The sequence below is a fragment of the Paenibacillus illinoisensis NBRC 15959 genome (assembly GCF_004000925.1).
GTDB lineage: Bacteria > Bacillota > Bacilli > Paenibacillales > Paenibacillaceae > Paenibacillus > Paenibacillus illinoisensis.
In genome coordinates this window covers 133,619-154,976 of record NZ_BIME01000003.1, presented here as the reverse complement: position 1 = coordinate 154,976, position 21,358 = coordinate 133,619, and the positions used below count along the sequence as shown (strand labels likewise).

Genomic DNA, 21,358 nt, shown 5'->3' with positions numbered 1-21,358 from the left:
ATGAACATACAGAGGTGTAACGATTGGCAAACTTTGAACAACTGGGCATTCGCCCGGAATGGTGCGAGATCCTGAAACATCAGGGGATCGCCGTGCCGACACCGGTACAGGAGCGCTCGATTCCCGTACTGTTAGGCGGACGTGACATTATTGCTGAGGCACAGACAGGTACAGGGAAAACGCTGGCTTTTTTGCTGCCGATTATTCAGAAAATCAACGTATCGGACCGCTCACCACAGGCATTGATTATCGCCCCTACACGTGAGCTGGCCCTGCAAATTACAGAGGAAGCGAAGAAGCTGACGGCCAATGACGATAAGCTTCATGTGCTAGCTGTGTATGGCGGACAGGATGTGGAGAAACAGCTGCGCAAGCTGCAAAATGGGACTCAGATCGTCATCGGTACACCGGGGCGTCTTCTGGATCACCTGCGCCGTGGCACGCTGAAGCTCGATAACGTGAAGAAACTGGTGCTGGATGAAGCGGACCAAATGCTGCACATGGGCTTCCTGGACGATGTAGAAACCATTCTGCGTGAACTGCCGCATAAACGTCAGACGATGCTGTTCTCGGCAACAATGCCGAAGGGTATTCGCAACTTGGCGAAGAATTACATGAAAGATCCCGAGGATGTAAAAGTATCTTCGAAATCGGTTATCCCGATCAATCAGATTCGTCAGCAGGTGCTGGAGTGTACGGATCGTGGCAAGTTCGATGCGCTTCGCGGCATGATTGATACGTATCGCCCGTACCTGGCGATTATTTTCTGCCGGACCAAGCGCCGTGCATCCAAGCTGAATGAAGATCTGCGCGAAGCAGGATACGAGAGTGACGAGCTTCATGGGGATCTGTCCCAATCCAAGCGTGAGAATGTCATGAAAGCCTTCCGCGATGCAAAACTGCAAATCCTCGTGGCTACCGATGTGGCGGCACGTGGACTGGATGTTGAAGGCGTAACGCATGTATTCAACTATGACATTCCACATGACGCAGAGAGCTATATCCACCGGATCGGCCGTACGGGTCGTGCCGGCGGAACGGGTCTTGCCGTGACGTTTGCAACGCAGCATGACAGACCGGAGCTAGCGCGTATTGAGGAAGGAACCAATCAGAAGCTGACCCGCATTCAGTGGACGAGCGAGGGTCCAGTGGCCTCTACCGGAGCAGCCAGACGTTCCATCAACAGTCAGGATAATGATGAACGTTCGGGTGGACGCTCTGCCGGAACAGGCAGTGCCCGTCGCGGCGCAGGCCGCAGCGGCCGGAGTGAAGGCGGTCGTGGTGGCCGTGGTTCCCGCGGTGGTGAAGGTGGACGCAGCGGTGGCCGTAGCAGCGGCCGCAGTGGCGATGAGCGCAGCGCAGGACGCGGATCGGCGCGCAGCAGCGACAGCAGTCGCGGTGCAGCAGGCCAAGGTGGTCGTGGCGGTCGTGGTGCAGGTCGCAGCGGTGATGAGCGCAGCAGCGGCTGGGCTGGCCGCAGTGCGGACAAGCGTAATTCAGGCGGGCGCGGGCCAGCCAAAAGTGACCGCCGCGATTCTCGTCGCGGACGGTAAGACCTTGTTGTCAGCGCAGGGCAGCCGCGCTGGACGATGAGTTCGAACGCCATGCAGCTAATAGCGGCATGGAGAGAATACGAGAGGACTCGGGCACGGATGTACCGAGTCCTCAATGAAGGGTCGCGACGGAATCTCGTTGCGGCCTTTTTTGATATGCATATAGACTACCGGATTTCCCTTACATCGTAATAACTTTTATGAATATGGTTGAAGCATCCACCGTGTAAATCATAAATGTTGCAGATGCGTCATATGAGGGTATCCAAGACAAAAATTTTCCAAACATCAAAACACCTCATCCTAGACCTAAGGATGGGGTGTTTTTTCATCGAAGCTTATATGATTACAATCATGCGTACAAGCCAGTCCCGAAAGGTATGCAGGGATACATCCATTTCAGTTCGTCTATATATGGGGAATGAGTTTGCACTAATTTACTTATGCAACCCACATGCGTTAGCTCTGGACATGAACATCTGCAAGGTTGTCCCTATATTTCTCGTTATATACTCTCCCAACGGATTCAGCCAAACCGCCACGTGCCTTGCCAGGATACAGCTCAAGCGTACGATAGAGACGCATGAACCGGTCTTTGGGCATAAAGCGTGCGTAACGGGTAATAAGACTTGGGAATAACTCAATATATTTGCTTTTGCGCACAGCCGCGGCTGCTACAGCAGTTAGAATCTGAATTCCGTTGTGCAGCTGCAAAATATTAACTTCGTATGTGGCGATATACCGGATCGCATCTTCACGAATCAGCTCCGGCTTAAGCCGGGCGATTTCACCGATGTATTCGGCGAGCAGCCGCTCGAAGCTGCGCAGCAGCAGGGGCTGGAGCTGCAGATCCATATCACTTCGAAGCACGAAGGATTGCAGCAGGGCAACCTGCTGAAGGCGAATCCGGTCATTATAGACGAGCGATCCAATCTCGCGCAGCATCTCGTAAGCGAGCGCCTCGTCTTCTTTGCGGGCTTCGGCCACGAGCGCCCAGTTACGGTTGATCCCCTGACGGATCTCTTCCCGATCTTCGTATAACATACGCTTCATCTGCCGGTTTCGCTGGGCAGGGAAGGTACGGTGATGCATGAAGATGAGCCATCCGATCAGCAGCAGGGTCACGGTGGCTGCCATCATGGTCTGATCCATTGTTTCACCGAAGTAGGTGGCAGCGGTTCCGATTATAATTGCAAGGAACAGATCGCGTGCAATCCGGCGTTTCACTCGTGATCCGGCACGCTGCTGGACAGAAACGAGGGCGCTGCGGCCACAGGAGGTGCATTCCTCCTCCCACAAGCAGGTATATTGTCCACAACGCGTGCAGACGTGCAGCTTCTCATAAGCATAGGTCGTTCGGTTAAAAGGTCTGATGGATACCACTCGTTTGGCACTCATGCTTAATCACGCTCACCATTCAGTATAGTGTACAGGGTACGGTCCGTATCTTCCCGTTTCACGGGTTTGCGGCCCTGGAAAAAGAGCGAGATTCCTTTTATAAGGACAAAAAGAAACAATATGGCGAGGCATCCGTATGTAACCATAATCGATTCCTTTCTAGGCATAGTTGTTATGCAGAATAGTGTAAATCTGAAACAAGGTTTCGTTATATTGCAGTTTGCTGGCAATAACTATATCATATTTCCATAGTTGGAATTAAAATGCCAGTAGAAGCACCGAATAGGTCGATTTTTGTCAATCATTACAAAACTGTAACTCAAGATAGGGGTGCTTTTCAGAATATATTAGTAGACTGTTAAGATTTCCTTAAGGCTTGACGCCTATAATAAACTATTCCCATTTTAATCTCAAACGTGAAGGAGTACACCCAATGCTGCGGACACGCAAAATACGCTGGCTTAGCGGAACCCTGGTTCTGCTGACATTTCTAACGCTGCTGCTGCCTAAGGCGTTGCTGCCCCAAGCTGCAGCTGCTCAGGCACAGACGAGCGGGATCGACGCCGTACTTGTAGCCGATGTAAGTAACTCGATGAATACAAGTGACCGTGACAAGATCAGTAATGAAGCCATGAAAATGTTTATTGATATGCTGCCGGTCCAGGGGGACAAGGTAGGGATTGTTGCTTATACCGATCAGGTAGAGCGGGAAAAGGCACTGCTGGAGATTCAGTCCGATGCGGACAAGAGTAGCCTGAAGGACTTCATTGATCAGCTCGGCCGCGGGCCATACACTGATATTTCCGTCGGGGTGGCTGAAGCGGTGAATGTGCTGAATCATGGTGCAGATACATCGCACTCACCCATGATCGTACTGCTTGCAGACGGCAACAATGATTTTAACAAAACCAAAGGCCGCACCCAGGCACAGTCTGACGCAGATCTGGCGAAGGCCGTTCAAGAAGCACAGGATCAGGGCATTCCGGTCTATACGATCGGATTGAACGCAGACGGCAAACTGAACAAGGATGCGCTAGCCGATCTGGCCAGTCAGACAGGAGGCAAGTCATTCATCACGGATACGCCGGATGATCTGCCGCAGATTCTAAGTGAGATATTTGCAGATCATGCCAAGCTGAATGTCGTGAAATTGCCTTCCATCACAGGCAACGGTAATTTTCAGGAAGTTACGGTCAACGTACCAAATGACAGCGTGCTTGAGGCCAATATTTCAATTATGTCTTCCAAGCAGGTAGAGATTGAATTGACCGATCCTTCGGGTAAAGCGGTGGATCTGAACTCGGATGCGGCCAAGCTCTCGACCTCCAAAAGTTATTCACTGGTCAAGCTGCTCAAGCCTCAGGAAGGCGACTGGAAACTTCGGGTAAAAGGGGCTCCGAAAGACAGCATCGATATCAACCTGCTGTTCAACTATGATCTGCAGCTCGTCGTGGACCCAATTAAGACCAAGTCCTATACAAAGGGCGACAAGGTGGATCTGACAGCCAAGCTGGAGAATGGAGGTCAGCCGCTCCAGGATAACGATCTGTATGCAGATATGAAGGCGACGTTGGTCGTGAACGATCTGGATACGAACAAGAGTGAGGAACAACCGCTGGAGAATACAGGCAGCGGCTTTGCAGGCACCTTTGAAGTGCCGGACAATCATAACTATGAACTGGTGATTCGTGCGGAAGAGGACAGCTTCTACCGTGAAAGTGCGCCCATCACCATCAATGCAGGCGGTACGGCAGGTGCGGGAACACAGCCAACTACCTCAGGTGGTGAGCAGGACAAGCCGTTTCCATGGTTACCTGTGATTTTGGGAGTGATAGCTCTGATTGTGGTTGCAGTTGGTGCCTGGTTCCTGATGGGCTGGCTGAAACGCAAAAACCGCGGCTTTGTCGGCCAGATCATTGTCGAGATTCGGGATGAGAACACTGGAGACAAGTCCTATCCACAATACAAAAAACTCGCATCCTTCCGGGGCAGATTCCATCTGCACCAGCTTCTACAGCTGGATCCGGAATTGAAGGAAACCGAGAAATATATATTTACGCCCAGCAATGGGGACCGAATTATCATTCGCAATACCGCAGGCGGTACATTGGAGAAATCCGGACGTGCCGTGGATGCAAGCTCAGGCGTTGAACTGAAGAATGGTGACCGGCTGAGCATCCCGCTGCAACAGGCGGATAAGACGATTTTGATTGAGTATCTGGTCTAAAAGGAATGCCAATAGAAGTTGGTACTAACCGTTTACACGAGAACGCAGAGGACAGAAAAAAGCTGGAGAAGCGAAGCTAAGCTTTCTGTAAGAAAGCTGCTTCGGAAGCATATGCTTCGCCTTTATCCCCGGATTTTAACTTTGTAAAAGTGAATCAAAAAATCTGGGGATAACAGCGATCGGAAGGTTGTTCTGTCATCGGAGTGGTAAGTGTAATTATATTGTAGTTCCGACTGCGTTAACCAAAGGGAGGACATGGAATGAAACCAATTGTCAGAGAACATATTCAGCAGCTGGATGTATCGCTAGGCGGAGGGATTGTCAGCGAGAAGATCAGGGTCGATACAATCGATAACCCGATCCTGATTATCGGTCTTGGAGGAACGGGAATTGATGCGCTGCTGCGTCTTAAATATCAGATTAACCGCCGCTTCAAGCTGCCTCAGGACCCGGTATCCAAGAAGAAAATGGACAAGCCGGACAACGTGGAATTTCTCGCGTTTGAAACCAACGAGCAGGACCGTGCGAAGAAGTACAAAGGCATCGGGCTGGACCCGATTAACGAATTCGTCCTGCTGTCCAATGCCGAGATCGGTGGACTGCTGCAGAACCGCAGCGTGCTGGAGCCATATATTACGGACTGGCTGTCTCCGGAACTGAGCATCACGGACGGCATGAATGGAGCAGCAGGGGTACGCCAGGCTGGACGGTTGCTGCTGTTCACCAAAATCAATCAGGTCGTGCAGGCGATCGACAAAAAGATCAAAACGTTATCCGTAGGCACCAACAAAAAGCTGATGGTGTTCCTGCTTACCGGTTTATCTGGCGGTACGGGTAGTGGCTGTTTCCTCGATATCTCCTATATCGTGCGCGGTATCATTGAACGGGATCACGGTTCTGCGGGGATCGACCGCGTCAATACGCTGGGTTACCTGTTTACGCCAGACGTGAATCTATCGAACAAAAGTTTGAGCGAGCACACACGCGAATATATTCGCAAAAATGGCTATGCTGCGCTCAAAGAGCTGGATTACTGGATGAATGTTGACAGCCGCGGGGAGCGATTCACGCAGAAATACGGCAATATCCTAAACGTCAATTCACCGCTGCCGCCGTTTAACCTGTGTCACCTGATTTCGGCAACGAATACGGAAGGCAAGCTGCTGGAGAATGCCTATGACTACTGCATGAACGTGACGGCCGAGAACATCACCAACTTCATGGCCAGCGAGGAGAAGCAGTCGGGCGAAGAATTCGCGATTCACGATTATATCAGCAACATCCGTACCAACATTGCACAGATGAACAAGGCTTATCCGGCCAACTATGATTACAACATTATCGGTGCTTCCTCGGCGGTACTGCCGATTGAAGAGATGACGACGTATCTGGCATACCGGATGTTCGACAAAATGAGCACCATGTTCTCCAAAGCTCCGAACCAGGAGGATACGGAGAAGTTCGCCCGCAAGCTGGGCATCGATCTCGAAAGTGTCGTGAAGTCCTTCGAGTCCCGCGTGCCAGAGCCGCTGCCGGGTTATCAGAACAGTGAGCGTCTGTCCTACGGAAATGTCGTGAAATCACAGGTCGTGAACATGGACACCGAGCTGGAGCAGAACTTCCTGGCCCGTGCCCGCGAAGAATATATCAAGGCGAAGAAACAGCTGCCGGGCGAGATTGCCGGTCAATTTACCGAACAGATCCGGCGCATGTTTTTGCATCCCGAACAGGGTCCGTTCTACGTCTCCCGTTTGATCTACACGGAAAAAGGCTTCTGTATACTGAAGATGATCCAGTCGTATATCGAAACCCTTCGAGAGAATGCATTCCGGATTCCGCGTGACATTGAGGCTGCGCAGGAGCAATCGGAGGAGAAGCTGGGTGACGCGAAGAGTGCCTTCGTCTCCAAAGAGAAGAAAAAGAATGCTTATATTGAAGCTAAAATTCATGAGTACTGGCTGCACGCCGACGTGGAACGCAACGATCAGATGATCGAGTTCTATGAGGATCTGTATGAACTGTTGAATCAGGAAAACAGCCGCATCTATAACGTATTTACCGAGACGCTGAATGCACTCAGCTCGATTTTCTCCAAGAACGGAGATATTCTTACTCGCGGCGAAGAACAGTCCGATCACAAAGGCAACAAAACCTACTACTGGAACGTCGTTAGTGTACCGGATATCGTCAATGTGGTGGATGGGCTGCTGGACAAGCGCGACACCGATGACCTGATTCGCGACTTCTCCCGTGAGCTGCTGGAGAACTCCAACCAGTGGGTGAAGGAGAACGAAATTGACGTGGTCAGCTCCATTTCGGACTTCCTGACCGAGAAGTTCGGGGACCTCATTACCCGTTCCATGGAAGATTTCCTGGTGATCAAATACGGGCAGGATGAGTCTGTTGAGAAATTCGTGGAGCGCCACATCGCTGGCAAGCTGGATGATGAGGCCGTTCCGGTGTTCAATCTCAGCAACAGCACAGGCAGTCTGCATTTCCCGTCATGGGGATTCGTCTCTGTGCCGACACAGGCGCCAGGCATTCTCAAAGGGATTCGCAATTATCAGAACAATGCGGTGGGCAAATCCCACTTTACCGTCAAGGAAAGTGAAGTCCGCAACCGGATTTTCTGGCTGAATACGCGCAACGGGGTGCCGCTGTTTGTGTATACGCCGCTCAAAGTATATGAGGAAAGCTATGAACGCACCATTTTGGACAAGGAAGGCATCGGACGCCATCTGGTACAGACAGAGAAAAACAACTGGACCTACCTGCCATCCCCGATTCCGGAAAAGTCCTGGGGTGATGTCTACGAGAATGCCCGGGTGAAGCAGTATAATGCGCGGGTACGTACCGAATTCGAGCAAGCGATTGGATACAACATCATTACGGCCAAAACAATCGATGAGAATACGAGCAATCGTTATGCCGTGGTTACAACGGAACCGTTTGACCTTAACGCGAAGCTGAATGCTTACGACATGCGTCTGACATCGACGACCCCGAATCTGGGTGAGGTAAAACGGGCCGTGACCGAACTGAAACGACTGCAATCCGAAGGGCTGCCACGTGTAGGGGTCAAGGATATTTTCGGCAGTATTAATGAAGATATGGCCAAAGAAAACCTGGTACGTTCCCCGCAGCTTATCGCACGGGTACGTGAAGAACTGGCGAAGATGAATGCCATCTCGGCCAAAGTGGCTGAACTGGAAGGCATTCTTGCACAGCATCAGGATGAGGAACAGTGGTATGATCGCTTCATCGAAGCTCTGTATACCGACACCATCGTCAAGAAAGGCGCACTCTACGTCTACGACCGCGATCCGGAAGAGGATGCCTGGGAACCGTTCGCGAACCTGATGAAGAGCCGCAACTTTGCCGAGTACGAAGTGTTTGGCAACTTCCGCGGTTTGTCGGAAAAAGATCGCAGTACACTGCTGCGCAAAGCTTCCCGCCGGGATAACGAACTAACGGCTTCGGAGGATATCGCTCCGCTGCTGGCCAAACTGGATGATCTGGCTGCCCTGTTCATGGAATCCCGTGACCGTCTGGAATATGAGCGCGTGGAGCTGGCAAACGGTGAAGACATCTATCAGTTCTACAGAACGATGTCGTCGAATCTGAATGACATCCGCAGAAGGCTGAAGTAACATGGGTGCCGGGATGGAGTTCAAGTTGAACAATACCCTGAAGCGGGATCTGGAGAAGTACGCAGCACAATATGCGGCAGAGCAGGAGCGGCAAGGCAGCCTGGGTGATGGACGAAGCAGCATCCATTACCCAGCCCTGTTTCTGTTTGTTGGTGACCTGGTCGAACCGGCCATGGCTGCAGTGCGCGAGATTAATCAGTTGAAGTGGGATAACGGAGAAGGTGTGGTGTATCTCCAGATTGGAACAGAGGGCCGAGAGGAACAAGGAGGACGGGAGCATCGTGACCCATTGGAAGACGGTCAGGTGACCCGTCATATCTTGCCTCTATCCACCGTACAGGCTGGACGTCCTTCAAAGACCTTGCGCAAGGATGTACACCGCAGTTTTCACGATTCGGAGCAGGCGCTCTTTGGTCTAAATCGCACGCTGCGCCGGGTGAGCAATCGGATCGCTGAGTACGGCCGGTTGTATTCATCGTTTGACCGGATTTACGTTACCGTCGTGACAAGGGCAGATGATCCGCTGAATGTGCTTCTTCCGGAATTGACGAAGCTCACCGAGAACATTTTGGCCCAATCATTCAAGTCGGTTCAGACGGACCTGCATGTACTGGTCAGCGAGATGGAACAGGTGGATTCCTTCGGATATGCAAGTGCAGCCGGACTTGCCTTTTTGCGGGAACTGGATTATATGCAAGCACTGGACTATACGTTCAGCGGTAATCTGCTCGTAACGGAAGATGGGATCTCCATTCCCGTTGTGCACTCTTCTTCGCCTTTGTTTGATCTCGTCTATATCCTGTCTGACAAAAACGAGCGTGGGACCGGTGTAGCCGGGGGATGGATAGAGAATGCCGAGATTATCTGCCGCATATGCCTGCTGAAGAACCGGAAACAGGATCCGGATGCGCTCGGTGCGGTTGCAAGTATAGGGGCCAATACCTACAATAATACGTCGTTCAAAAACAACATTCGAACAACCTCGGATCAGCATGGCTATGCCAGTGCGGGTTTTGCCGAGATCAGACGGCCCAACCAACCGATTGCGCTTGCGGTATTGTATCATCTATACCGCTATCTGTTGGATCTTATGCGACAGGAGCCGGATTGGAGCATGAAAGACAAGCTTGCTTTCTTCGGTCTGGACGCTTCATCCGTAGAGCGCAAGGTTGAAGGGCTGCTGCCTGAGCAGGATCTGGTGGGCGGCATGAGCGGCATTATGACGCATAACGTCAGCTTCTCCGATCTGAAGCCGCTATCGCTGCGTGAAGCGGAGCGAGCGCTATTCGGCCAGGGAGCTGAGGCGTACTTCCGTGACAACATGGTACGTCCGGCTGAAGAACGTTTGCGTCAGCGGAGCAGCGAGGGTTCATTGCGCCGGCAAGCGCAGCAGTCACGGACGGAGTACCCGGAGATAGGCTATTTCCAATGGGCTTCATGGAGTGACAGCAGCCCTGGGAGTGTACGTGAGGCTTTGCTGGGACTCATTCGCGACAAATCGGTTCAGCTTGAATCGGCACGTGCCCTACTGGAACAGCGTCAGCAGGAGCAAGTGGAGGATCAGCCAATCAAGCGGGCGTTGTTCCGGGACAAGCAGAATGTACGGAATCTGATCGATTGTTTGTTGGAACGCGTGTATGTGCCCAAGACAGAGTTGTTACGACTGGAAAACGAACTGCAATTGCTTCGCATCTACGATTCGGAGATGGAACAGCTCCATAGCTTCAGTCGCGATGTAACGACAGCACTCGAAGCGCTGGAACGCACGCTGCGTGAAGCGGCAGAAGAGCGTATCGCGGCAGCGGATGAATATATCGGACAGAATGTGATGGAGTATTACGGTAAGGTAACGGAAGCATTGATTGCCGATTTGGAGGCCAAGCGGGGCCGGGATGTTTGGTTTGAAGAGCGTTATATGGGAGACATTAACCGGCTTGCTGCCGAAGGCAACGAGCGTCTGCTTCAACGTCTGATGGAGGTATGCCATGCGCTGCTGCTCACAGCTGAACCACTGAGATTACCTTTTGAGGAAGAACTGCTGCAGCGAGCGAATGTAACGATTACCTATGGTGACAAAAACGTATTGACCCGCGATGATCTGTTCCGCAGGTTATACCGTACGCTGGAAGATCAGGCGGTTGTGAGAATACGGGTATTCGATTATACCCAGGAACATCGGTATGAAGAAAAGTATTTCTTTGGCGATCATCACAGTGCTTTCATGGATTATGCGGCACATGCGGAGGAAACGTCCCGCATCTATAAGCTGGGCGTTGTGTACGAAGAACGCAGCAGTGGTGTGGAAAAGTTGAACCTGATGGGAGGGTTCCATCTGGAGGATCTGATGGTCTATCGCAACGGCAAGGTGTATTACGACTCGTATGCGGAGAACGGTTATGAGTTTCATCCAGCAGGCCTGGCTGATAAGCTATCACCTATGCGATAGAACAACAGTCATGATCGACTCCGGTATTAATTCAGCCTATGATGGGCTGGTTTGGAAAGGATGCATGCGAACATGCAGCGAAAAATCAATCTTCTCCTGGTCCTGTTCAGCCTGATTGGCGGAGCCGTGGGATTTGCGGCAGGAGAAATCATGCTGCATCAGTGGCTTGGGGAGATGCCTCGCCTGCTGCTGATGGGGTTATACTTCGGCGTGCTGGCGCTGAGCGTAGGTCTGTTCTGTCTGCTCGCCGAGATGATCTCGCCGAAACTTAACGGAGCTTCCTGGAAGCTGAGATATCTTGGCTTGTCGTGGAAACTGCTCGTTCCGGCAACACTGGTGTTCCTGTTTGTCGTTGGATTGGTCTTTCAATTGTTGTATCAGATCAATCCAGGCGGCGTGAAGCAGGTGAAGGACATTGTACTGATGATCGATAACTCAGGCAGCATGTCGGAAACAGACCCGGATAATGGACGTTTCGAGGCAGCCAAGACGTTAATCAGTCAGATGGAAAGTGACAAGCAGGTAGCTGTTATTACATTTGATGATCAGCCGCAGTTATTGCAGCCTTTTACCGCATTAGATAGTGAAGCGGCAAAAGCAGAGGTAAACGGTAAGATCGACGGCATTGTCACAACATCGGGTGGTACAAACTTCGATGCCGTGCTCCGGGAAGCCATGGAGCAGATCCAAAACAAGCAGGATCCAAAACGCGGTACCGTAGCCATTTTGCTGTCGGATGGATTCAGTGAAGCAGATACTTCGGATATCTTATCCCAGTACGCGAACGAACAGATTGCCGTGAATACGGTAGGTCTGAGTCTGGTCGACCCATCGGGTACCGACTTGCTGCGCAGTATCGCTCAGCAAACAGGTGGCATGTACTATGACGTGCCGGATTCCGGTGGTCTCAGCATGGCATTTCAGCAAATTTACGATACGATTGATGAACGGACGCTGGTGACGGAACGTACAGGCATGATGGAACACAGTACCTATCTGGCCATCTTCCGCGTTGCTGCTATGCTGTTGATTGGTGTAGCACTGGGCGTATCGCTTGGGCTGGTGTTCGATAACCGCCATCTGGCAGTCAGCTTTGGCATCGGTGGAGCGGTGTCAGGCCTGCTAGCGGGCCTTTTGCTGGAGTGGGGACTGGACGGTTCTTCTGTAGGGGATGCATTGGTGAGACTGGGTGCCATGTTCATATTATCTGGGGTACTCACCCTGTTCACCTGGATTATTCCGGTCAAGGAGAATACACCGCGGAAGAGCAAGGGCCGCCGTGAGGCGGGCAGGGGAACTCCGACCGCAGACGGATTCGGTCAGCGGGGGAGAGACACACGCAGCAAAGGATTTTAAACATCGGGAGGTTGGCGACACATGCGATATGCAGATGCGGACCCTTCGGTACCTCTGATTCGCAGACTTACACTTGCTGTGGATGATGGTTACTGTACCCTGCGCTGGCTCTGGCCCGAAGGTGTAGAAGCCGTATACGTGGAGCGGTTGGAGCTGGAAATGGTCGAAGGTGGACAGAGCAGGGATCAGACTGTGAATGGCAAGCTGAAACTGTATACGAGAGAAGAATACAAGGCGAGTAACGGATATACAGACCGGATGACAGGATTTGGTGCCATCCGGTACACGATACATGTTTGCCGAATGGACGAAGACGGTCCTGTGCTGCTGCGTCAGCAGAATGAAGAGAATACGGTCATCGCCAGTGCAGGCAAGGCGGATATCCGTTTCTCCATTCGATACAAAAGCGGTTTTTTTCAAAAAAGGAAGACGGTTCTCATGACTGTGACAGCTGAAGTACCTGTGCCGAAGGAAGCTCTCTGTTATGTACGCAAGCAGGGCGGAGTTCCACTTAATAAGGAAGATGGCACGGTCTATCCTTTTGTCAGTGATTTTACTCCAGGGAGAAATGAGATGCCGCCCGTGGAAGTCGCCAAGGATGACTATGTGAGGCTGTTTTTCACGGACGGGCCCAAATACGGAGCCGTTTACCGCCTAATATCAGACTAGATGAATGTGAGGCAGTTCAGTCTGCCTGAACAGGGAGGGGGAGTGGCTATGAGCTTTTTTAGTCGGTTTTTGAAGAAACAGCAGCCCGTAGAACGGCCGCTGTTTTACGATATTGTCTGTCCATACTGCTTCAGCAAGTTTTCGCCGGAAGAAGTAGTGTTCCGGGCTGCGCATCACCGGGATGATGATGAGGATTATGCACTGGGGGAGGATGCGAAGCTTAATCGGTATCGTGAACGCTTTGGGTTGGACACGGTATTCGATATGGAAGCCGTTCTGGCTCCGCATGATGTGCCTGAGGAACATCGCATTTATTCGGATAACATCGTGATGGGACTGAACGACCGGTATGGTGTGGTTACACGGCGCCGGCTGTGCCCGCATTGTCATAATGAGCTGCCGGTAACGGCAGGCAAGGCACCAAGCAATATCATTTCCATTATTGGGGCATCCCAGGTGGGGAAATCGGTGTATATGACATCGTTGATTCACACCCTTCAGCATTATACGGCTGACCATTTTGATGCGGCCTGCATGCCGCTGAATGCGGAAATTAGCCGCAGATTCCGCGCAGATTACGAAGAACCGCTGTTTGAGCGGGGAGATCTGCTGGATTCCACGCAGAAGGAGAAGCTGCAGGAGCCGTTTATTTTTCAATTCGTATTTAAGGATGAAGATAAGGCACCGCTGACACTGGTCTTTTTTGATGTGGCGGGTGAAGGTATGGTCGAGCAGGATTATCTGGGACTGCATGGTCAGCATATCAAGAACTCAGCGGGTATTTTGTTTATGGTGGATCCGCTCCAGATTCGTTCCATTCGGGACAAGATCCGCATTAACCTCGGCAACGAGCCGGGCGAGTGGACGCCAAGGTATGATGAACCACGTGATGTTGTGCTGACCCTGTTCGGTGATTTTATCGCTTATCAGGATAAGGCCAAGACGAATATTCCTACAGCCGTTGTATTGACCAAGAGCGACATGCTGCATTCCCTTAAGGATGAAGAGGGGGATTATATTAAATCGAACAGCAATGTATTCCGCAATATGGTACACCGCGATTGGTTCGATCTGACCGAATTCGAGAATATCGACGGGGAGATTCGGCGCTTTATCGAGAAGGTGGACCGTCCGTTCAAGGGCACGATGGATGTGTACTTCAAGGATACGGCCTATTTCGCGGTATCTGCGCTGGGCAGCAATCCGGTGGATATGAAGCTGCAGGGCGTCGTGAGCCCCATCCGTGTGGACGAGCCCTTTCTATGGCTGCTGTACAAGCTGAAGTACATTGAGGGGAGAGTGGAATGATGCGTTCTTCCATGACCCCGCCCATTGAACAACAGATGTACACAAGAGAGCGGCGCGGGGTGTTTCGCACAACGGAGGGGTTCGATACGGTTGCGGCATCACCAGGACTGGACCCTTCCTTTATTAAAAAAGTACTTCATCCCTATTGCGTCTATGACGCTCCAGCGGAATTAACGGGTCGGGGTGAGAAGGACCAGGCGAAATTCCCGCCATCCATACATCTGATTCATCTGGAGAGCGGAGAGACGATCCTTGGTCAGAATGTGTACCAATCCGCTGATTTTACCGGGCTGCGCAGCGCCTTTTTTGCACACAACTATGTCCTATCTCCGGAACGCTCCGAGGAACAGATGAAGCAGGGGAACTGGCTGGATGCCGTATTCGCCACGTCATATGACATCGAACAAGGCACGGTTTTGCCTGCCCTGACGGAATTGCCGGGTGCACCACTGAATGGCCGAGATGCTGCGGCCGGAGCAGGAGCAGGCACAAGTGCCAGCTCCGTAGCGCCAGCTGATCTGCTGGCCGCACTGAAAATGAACGAAACTCTCTTCAAGCGCCTGCTCTATGCGGTCATGCAGGCTGTAGCAACCCGGCGGAAGGTATACATTGCGCTCGATCTTCCTGCCGAGGAGATCACAGCCGGAGCCAAGGAACTGCTTCGTCTGCTCTATGCCGCACTGCCCTATGCGTTTAGGCGGCAGCTCGGCTTCATGACATTTGCCAAGGAGCCTCAGGCCAAGAAGGGAGTCCATCTTCAGTTTGTAGAGCGGGGCACGCTCCGTCCAAAAGACCGGAATACGGAGAAGGACTTTACCTTCGACTTGGCTACGGGCAGGGTAACCCATGCGGAAATGTCGGTTGCCCAGCTTCCCTATGCGGAGTTTGCCTGGTCGCTTCTGCAGGAGCCAGGTGTGGCGGATGCGTTTTATACTTTTGCAGACGAGATGTTATCCGGCACCGAACCGGGACGCGAGCTTTCCATCCAGGCCTATGGGGAACTGTCCATGTTTTATCGTCTCGAGCAAGGGATGGAAGATCTCTACCTGAATGATAAAGGCGGGGTTCTGAGCGGGCTGCTTACCTATCTGAAACCTGAAGGCGGAGTACAACGACGTTCACGTTTGAACGAACTGTTCCTCACTCTGCTCAGCCGGGAACTGGACAGCGTCAAAAGAGAGAACGTACCTGAAGAGACGGTCGCATCACGCATCGCAGAATATTTCCGCGTCGCTGCACCTGTCGTTCAATCCCGCATCGTGGATTATTTCATCTATGCGGTGAACAATGCCAGGTCTCAGAAGCGGATGAGGGCGGTACAGGAATTGTATGATCTGCTCGACCGCGATTCCGGGCTGAGTCGTGCATTCTTCGATAAGGTACTGGCCAATGAATCACTGACAAAACTGCTGTTTGAGCCCTATCTGGACAATCAGCTGAAACGTACCGAGACTGCTTCGGATGTGATCGGCGTAATCGAACGCTGGGTAACCACGCATGTATCTGCGGTATACAACAGCTTCCTGCTTGACCGGACCGCGACAGAGCTGCGTGAACGATTATGTTCGGCGCCGAATCCCGTTCATGCTGCGAGTGAAGCACTTAAGCGTGTGAGCGTGCTGGATCGCCTTTCTTCTGACATGCTCGTGGGTGATGGAATTAAGGCCCGAATTGGACAGTCTCAGACCATCACCCGATCCGCCCGTTCGAGTGGAGCCGAGTCAGCGGGATTATCCGCGTATCAGGAAGAACTTACACGCCTGGCTGACAAGCTGGCCTATGTCATTAACCTGTTTTTGATTCAGGATCTTGATCTGGAACGGGTGAACCGTGAGCAGTTACTGAGCATTGATATTTTGCTGCATGACAGCGAGGTGCGTGATTGGGCGGCGCGTCAGGGACAGGATGTAACGGCTCGTACGAACATGATGCTGGCAGCCAGAGCATGGCTGAGCGGCGAAGACCGTGAAGAAGAGGTGCTTGAATCACTTAGCCTTGCGGAGCGGAATGAACTTCAGCGTTGGGTACGCAGATGGCTCGCAGGGGAACTGCGGGATCAACCGGGAACACCTGCATATGAGGCGCTTCCGCTGGCTTTCTACCGGGGAGGAAGCGGCAGCAAACTGGACTATGCAGGGCTGATTGAATTTGTCCGCAGCAGTGCTGGCAGTAAGGAAGTATTGTATTCATTTTTTGAATGGTCGGGAAGCCAAAGGTTATTCATACGGAGTTCCCAGGCGAGCAAAGCCTATTCAGATGCCATTGTAGCCTATTTCAAAGATCATGACCGTGAAGCGTTCAAGTCCAAATCGGCATTCAAGCCTTATTACGCGAGAGCGAGTAAAACAATGAAGCCGGTCTATGATCGGGCCAAGAACGAACTTTCATCACCGATTGTGCGCATGCTGACAGGCAAAAGAAAAAATCTTTTTCTAGGGTCGGTTATCATTATCCTGTTCCTGGGGATCGCCGGGGTAACGTATGCCCTGACGAATAAGTCGGACGCGCCAGAAGAGGCTGCGCCATCGACACAGGAACCCGTGGTTCCGGCAGAGCCTGAGGTACAGTTAGCTGAGCAGATCGCCTATGTCATTCCGGGAGCCGAGGTGGATGGAACGACGACCGAAGCGCAGCTCGTAATCCGTTTCATGAATGAAGCGGACAGCAATGCGTTATTGCCTGGTCCGGTTCAATTAACTTTGCAGGATGGCACAACGCTGGAGATGGATGCCGCGTCGGATTGGGAGAGTTTTAACCGGAATGAGGACCCGGATACGGCAGGTTCAGCAGGCGGTACATCTTCTACGGAGGAAACCGATGAGGAACCATCCACCGGATCGGTGAATGACAATCAGCAGGTAGAGGAGTCTGTTCAGGGGACAGATTCGACCACCCCAGATGATTCTGCTGCAGATTCAGCGGAGGGCACAGAGTCGAGCGGGGATGCGTCCGGTTCTGCGGACACGAATGAAGATCTTGGAGAAGGAACAGGCACCACATCATCCGAACCTTCGGGGACAGCAGGCGAGTCGGGACGGTTCTCTTCAACGAAATTGACGCCTGCTGAGGCAGACCGTCTGTATCCTTACGGTCAGCAAGTGTCGCTGCCTGATGAGGTTAATCCGGAAGATATCGTAAGTGTCCAGAGTAGTACAATGGTTATCCAATTGATGCCAGAGCCTAAGCTTTAGGATTGTTATGATTTGTTTTTAAACCAAAATGAAATCATTGCAGGATGACCTTCGATTGTAAATCGGGGTCATCTTTTTTAATTTTCCCTGCTCCCAATCCTTTAAGGACGATCTTATTTGAGGAGATAATGCAAATCATGCAACTTTCCGGTTTCCTGGGGTGTCTGACAAGAGAGGGGCCAATTCCAAAACCAAAACCGAAGGAAAGCAGGGGACCATAATGCGTTCATATTTTATATTGATGATGTGCATTGTACTCTTTGGTTGTTCGAATGATGCAAGCAGGGATGCTCAGCCAGATCACATTCAGTTAGAAGATGGGGGCTCAGTGACCGCAACGAAACAAGTTGGGGAATACCTGCTTCGATTGGTCGTTCAGCCGGCAGGTAAGAACACGTATATGTTTCACTCAGGAATTAAGTATGTGGGGACGGATACGAGCCATACGATTGCTCACTCCAAACACGTGTTTATGGTGGATATACAGGCAAACGGGGAGTCGATTTTGCCTCCAAGAACAACAACGAATATAGGTCTTACAACGGAATTGACGAATGAGGATTGGTACACGGAACCGTATGAAATAACACTGACTCAAGCACAACTCGAAAAGATGGATGGATCAGAAGCCGACATTGTGCTGCATGCCTATTTTCAGGGCGGACAGTCAGGTTATGAGGACGAGAAGAAGATGATTTTAAGTGGTTCCCAGGCTCTGCTGCAGGAAGAAGAGTAGATTCTTTCTTTTGTTCACAAATTAGACACAAGCTCTGGATTCATCATTTTTGGATAATCCCCAACAGGGACCAACTGCACGTATACGTTGAGAAAAGCTCTCACATAAATGAGGCGAATTCCGATCGAAAAGTCCTCTGAACTGCTATATAATCGCTCCAAACAAGCAAGAAGTTTGGTATTTCTTATTGACAAATGATAATGATTATCAGTATCTTTGTTATAGAAGATTTGTTGCGCCGGAAATACGCTGAACATATAAATTCGTTTTCGTTATCGATAGCCGGAATACATAACCGGGATAAATGAGAGAGGGATGATCGCATGTTTCGTCTGGAGACGTCCAAGCTGGATATCGCTTATGAGGAAAGACTGATTGTTGAAGATCTGAATATTCAAATTCCCCAAGGAAAAATTACAGCGCTTGTTGGAGCCAATGGTTCAGGTAAATCAACCATCCTGAAGACGATGGCACGGATCATGAATCCAAAAGCAGGTAGTGTTTTGCTCGACGGGAAGTCCATTCATAAGCAATCCACCCGTGAAGTAGCCAAGCAGCTTGCGATTTTGCCGCAGAATCCTACGGCGCCGGAGGGACTCACAGTAACGGAACTGGTGTCCTACGGAAGATTTCCTTATCAAAAAGGCTTCGGTTCAATGCGTGCTGAAGACAAGCGCATGATTGAGTGGGCCATTGAAGTAACGGGCATGACGGAGTTCCACGACCGCCCAATTGATCAGTTGTCAGGCGGACAGCGTCAACGTGCCTGGATTGCCATGGCTCTTGCTCAAGAAACGGATATCCTGTTCCTGGACGAGCCGACAACATTCCTCGACATGGCTCATCAGCTTGAAGTATTGCAATTGCTGGAGATGCTGAACGAGACCGCGAATCGCACCATCGTTATGGTTGTGCATGATCTGAATCATGCCTCCCGCTATGCCCATCACATGATCGGCATTAAAAAAGGTAAAGCAATTGCTACAGGTTCCCCTGTAGAAGTCATGAACTGTGACGTGCTTCGCGAAGTGTTCAACATTGAAGCGGATATCGTAATTGATCCACGTTCCGGTGTGCCACTCTGCCTGCCATATGCACTTGCCGGCGAACGCCAGCAAACGGCTGTGCCAGAGCAAACGGCAGCGCCAGAGCAAATGGTGATGAACGGTGCCATGATGAATGCTGCAGGACGCTCCGAACAACGTGTTCGTACCGCAACAGGAAGTTAATATAGCGGACCATTTGTGGTCTTGAAATATAGAATAAGCCGCTTTGCATTTATGCAGGCGGCTCATTCGCATTCATGGGAGGCATGCTGAGATGGGAGCAATCAACTATACCTGGTTACAGCAATATGGAAGAATCACAACCGTACCTGGGGATGAACCAGTTTGGGAGATTCACATGACCGAGCTTAGACAACCGGAGAAGGCGAGAGAGCTGCTAGATGTATATAATAAACATCTTCAGGCAGATTCAATCCGATCCGCAGCGGTATACTTCATGCATTCGGTGCGTGGGCTGATGCTGGGGATTCATTATATGACGGCACTATGTGATACATGGCTTGATCTTTCACTGGAGAATATGAAGCTGCAGCTCGAGGTTCAGGATGGCCGTGCAGCCTTTCGTTTTCAACTGCTGGATGGAACAGAACATCCTCACCCTGCACCAGTGAATCTCATAGATACAGCCCAATCCTCATGGCGAAAGGATATCCTGACCGCATACTACACAGAGCAGCTTCGTCCTCTGATTGAAGGGGTTGCTTCTGCCGGAGAAGCGAGCCTTGGTCAGATGTGGTCACAGCTTGCCTCCATGCTCCGTTGGTACAAGACCACAGCATTACAAATGAATATCGAAGAAGCTGAGCGAGAAGCGGTGATTGAAGGGTATGAACATGTCATTGCTCTACCTGCCAGCCTGCTCGGATTGAAGAAGAATCTGTTATCGTTCAAGCCGGTAGAGATTGATAATCCACATCAACCAGGAGAGACCATGCTGATGAAGCCGGTATGCTGTCTTCATCACCAAGTGTATGGAGGCCAAAATTATTGTTATAGCTGTCCCAAACTTAGTAAGGCCGAACGGCAGAAGCGTTATGATGACATCTTGGCAGCCAAGTCTGGATAACAGGCAGGAAGGCCTCAAGGCTGAATTTGGTAATTGGTGAGCACCGGGTCTATAATATGGAGACAGGCGCTGTATTATGTTGTATGCATACAAGGTAATGACAGCTGCCCCAAAACCAACATCGATCATGGGAGGAATCAGTCATGTCCGTATATTCGTATCAGGCCGTAACGCCAGCCAATCAGGAAGTATCACTGGATCTGTACCAAGGTAAAGTTCTTGTCATCGCCAATACGGCCAGCAAGTGTGGATTGACTCCGCAATATGGAGAACTGCAGAAGCTGTATGATCGTTACCGCGATCAGGGTTTGGTTGTACTGGGTTTCCCTTGTAATCAGTTTGGAGGACAGGAGCCGGGTACAAGCGAGGAAGCCGAATCCTTTTGCCAAATAAACTATGGTGTGAACTTCCCTGTATTCGCCAAAGTGGACGTGAACGGTGAGGATGCGCATCCTTTGTTCCAGTATCTTCGCGAGCAGCAGCCAGGGACAGCTGAAGACGACACAATTCAATGGAATTTCACCAAATTCCTGGTCAATCGTGAAGGTGAAGTGGTGGGACGATTTGAACCCAAAGAGTCTCCTGAAGCGATGACTGCAGAGATTGAGAAACTGCTGGGATAATCAAGTAGAACAGATCAAGCCTGCCTCCAGTTGGAGGACAGGCTTTTTTTAAAAGCTATTTTTACCAA

At 51.2% G+C, this 21,358-nt stretch carries 13 protein-coding genes; 12 read left to right on the top strand and 1 reads right to left on the bottom strand.

Translation table 11 applies throughout. From position 1 onward, the window contains the following. The first annotated feature begins 23 nt into the window (after positions 1–23). Entirely contained in the window at positions 24–1,553 is a 1,530-nt protein-coding gene (locus PIL01S_RS09345) for a DEAD/DEAH box helicase (protein ID WP_127537312.1), read from the top strand. A 459-nt stretch (positions 1,554–2,012) separates the two neighbouring features. Here the strand turns inward: PIL01S_RS09345 and PIL01S_RS09340 are convergent, their stop codons facing one another. Beyond that, on the bottom strand, positions 2,013–2,951 hold the full coding sequence (locus PIL01S_RS09340; protein WP_127537311.1) for a hypothetical protein: 939 nt from the start codon (positions 2,949–2,951) through the stop codon (positions 2,013–2,015). Positions 2,952–3,384: 433 nt separating this feature from the next. Here PIL01S_RS09340 and PIL01S_RS09335 point away from each other — a divergent pair, with 433 nt between their 5' ends. The 11 genes from PIL01S_RS09335 (at position 3,385) to PIL01S_RS09285 (ending at position 21,290) form a co-directional block, all read left to right on the top strand. Continuing rightward, on the top strand, positions 3,385–5,178 hold the full coding sequence (locus PIL01S_RS09335) for a vWA domain-containing protein (RefSeq protein ID WP_127537310.1): 1,794 nt from the start codon (positions 3,385–3,387) through the stop codon (positions 5,176–5,178). Positions 5,179–5,438: 260 nt separating this feature from the next. After that, positions 5,439–8,828, top strand: a complete 3,390-nt coding sequence (locus PIL01S_RS09330; RefSeq protein ID WP_127537309.1) for a tubulin-like doman-containing protein — start codon at positions 5,439–5,441, stop codon at positions 8,826–8,828. Position 8,829: 1 nt separating this feature from the next. Beyond that, on the top strand, positions 8,830–11,274 hold the full coding sequence (locus tag PIL01S_RS09325) for a transcription initiation factor TFIID (RefSeq protein WP_127537308.1): 2,445 nt from the start codon (positions 8,830–8,832) through the stop codon (positions 11,272–11,274). A 72-nt stretch (positions 11,275–11,346) separates the two neighbouring features. Further along, a complete protein-coding gene (locus tag PIL01S_RS09320; protein ID WP_127537307.1) occupies positions 11,347–12,630 on the top strand; it encodes a vWA domain-containing protein in 1,284 nt (427 codons plus the stop codon). A gap of 21 nt (positions 12,631–12,651) precedes the next feature. Continuing rightward, the gene (locus PIL01S_RS09315; RefSeq protein ID WP_127537306.1) at positions 12,652–13,299 is read left to right on the top strand and encodes a beta-mannanase; all 648 of its coding nucleotides are present in this window, start codon (positions 12,652–12,654) and stop codon (positions 13,297–13,299) included. 48 nt (positions 13,300–13,347) lie between these two features. Continuing rightward, positions 13,348–14,607, top strand: a complete 1,260-nt coding sequence (locus PIL01S_RS09310; RefSeq protein WP_095291103.1) for a TRAFAC clade GTPase domain-containing protein — start codon at positions 13,348–13,350, stop codon at positions 14,605–14,607. Next, a complete protein-coding gene (locus PIL01S_RS09305; protein WP_127537305.1) occupies positions 14,604–17,798 on the top strand; it encodes a GAP1-N2 domain-containing protein in 3,195 nt (1,064 codons plus the stop codon). The genes PIL01S_RS09310 and PIL01S_RS09305 overlap by 4 nt, the downstream gene beginning before the upstream one ends. A gap of 220 nt (positions 17,799–18,018) precedes the next feature. Then, complete coding sequence (locus PIL01S_RS09300; protein WP_127537304.1) at positions 18,019–18,534, top strand: hypothetical protein; 516 nt, start codon at positions 18,019–18,021, stop codon at positions 18,532–18,534. A 323-nt stretch (positions 18,535–18,857) separates the two neighbouring features. Continuing rightward, the gene (locus PIL01S_RS09295) at positions 18,858–19,763 is read left to right on the top strand and encodes an ABC transporter ATP-binding protein (protein WP_127537303.1); all 906 of its coding nucleotides are present in this window, start codon (positions 18,858–18,860) and stop codon (positions 19,761–19,763) included. Positions 19,764–19,854: 91 nt separating this feature from the next. Further along, positions 19,855–20,667, top strand: a complete 813-nt coding sequence (locus tag PIL01S_RS09290) for a ferric iron reductase (RefSeq protein WP_127537302.1) — start codon at positions 19,855–19,857, stop codon at positions 20,665–20,667. Between the two features lie 143 nt (positions 20,668–20,810). Further along, positions 20,811–21,290, top strand: a complete 480-nt coding sequence (locus PIL01S_RS09285; RefSeq protein WP_127537301.1) for a glutathione peroxidase — start codon at positions 20,811–20,813, stop codon at positions 21,288–21,290. Positions 21,291–21,358 lie beyond the last annotated feature (68 nt).

Bases quoted from the DNA above. Each gene is read 5' to 3' on its own strand.
- PIL01S_RS09330 (WP_127537309.1), top strand. From the start codon at position 5,439: ATGAAACCAATTGTCAGAGAACATATTCAGCAGCTGGATGTATCGCTA.
- PIL01S_RS09340 (WP_127537311.1), bottom strand. From the start codon at position 2,951: ATGAGTGCCAAACGAGTGGTATCCATCAGACCTTTTAACCGAACGACC.
- PIL01S_RS09290 (WP_127537302.1), top strand. From the start codon at position 19,855: ATGGGAGCAATCAACTATACCTGGTTACAGCAATATGGAAGAATCACA.
- PIL01S_RS09295 (WP_127537303.1), top strand. From the start codon at position 18,858: ATGTTTCGTCTGGAGACGTCCAAGCTGGATATCGCTTATGAGGAAAGA.
- PIL01S_RS09320 (WP_127537307.1), top strand. From the start codon at position 11,347: ATGCAGCGAAAAATCAATCTTCTCCTGGTCCTGTTCAGCCTGATTGGC.
- PIL01S_RS09285 (WP_127537301.1), top strand. From the start codon at position 20,811: ATGTCCGTATATTCGTATCAGGCCGTAACGCCAGCCAATCAGGAAGTA.
- PIL01S_RS09325 (WP_127537308.1), top strand. From the start codon at position 8,830: ATGGGTGCCGGGATGGAGTTCAAGTTGAACAATACCCTGAAGCGGGAT.
- PIL01S_RS09305 (WP_127537305.1), top strand. From the start codon at position 14,604: ATGATGCGTTCTTCCATGACCCCGCCCATTGAACAACAGATGTACACA.
- PIL01S_RS09300 (WP_127537304.1), top strand. From the start codon at position 18,019: ATGCGTTCATATTTTATATTGATGATGTGCATTGTACTCTTTGGTTGT.
- PIL01S_RS09310 (WP_095291103.1), top strand. From the start codon at position 13,348: ATGAGCTTTTTTAGTCGGTTTTTGAAGAAACAGCAGCCCGTAGAACGG.
- PIL01S_RS09315 (WP_127537306.1), top strand. From the start codon at position 12,652: ATGCGATATGCAGATGCGGACCCTTCGGTACCTCTGATTCGCAGACTT.
- PIL01S_RS09335 (WP_127537310.1), top strand. From the start codon at position 3,385: ATGCTGCGGACACGCAAAATACGCTGGCTTAGCGGAACCCTGGTTCTG.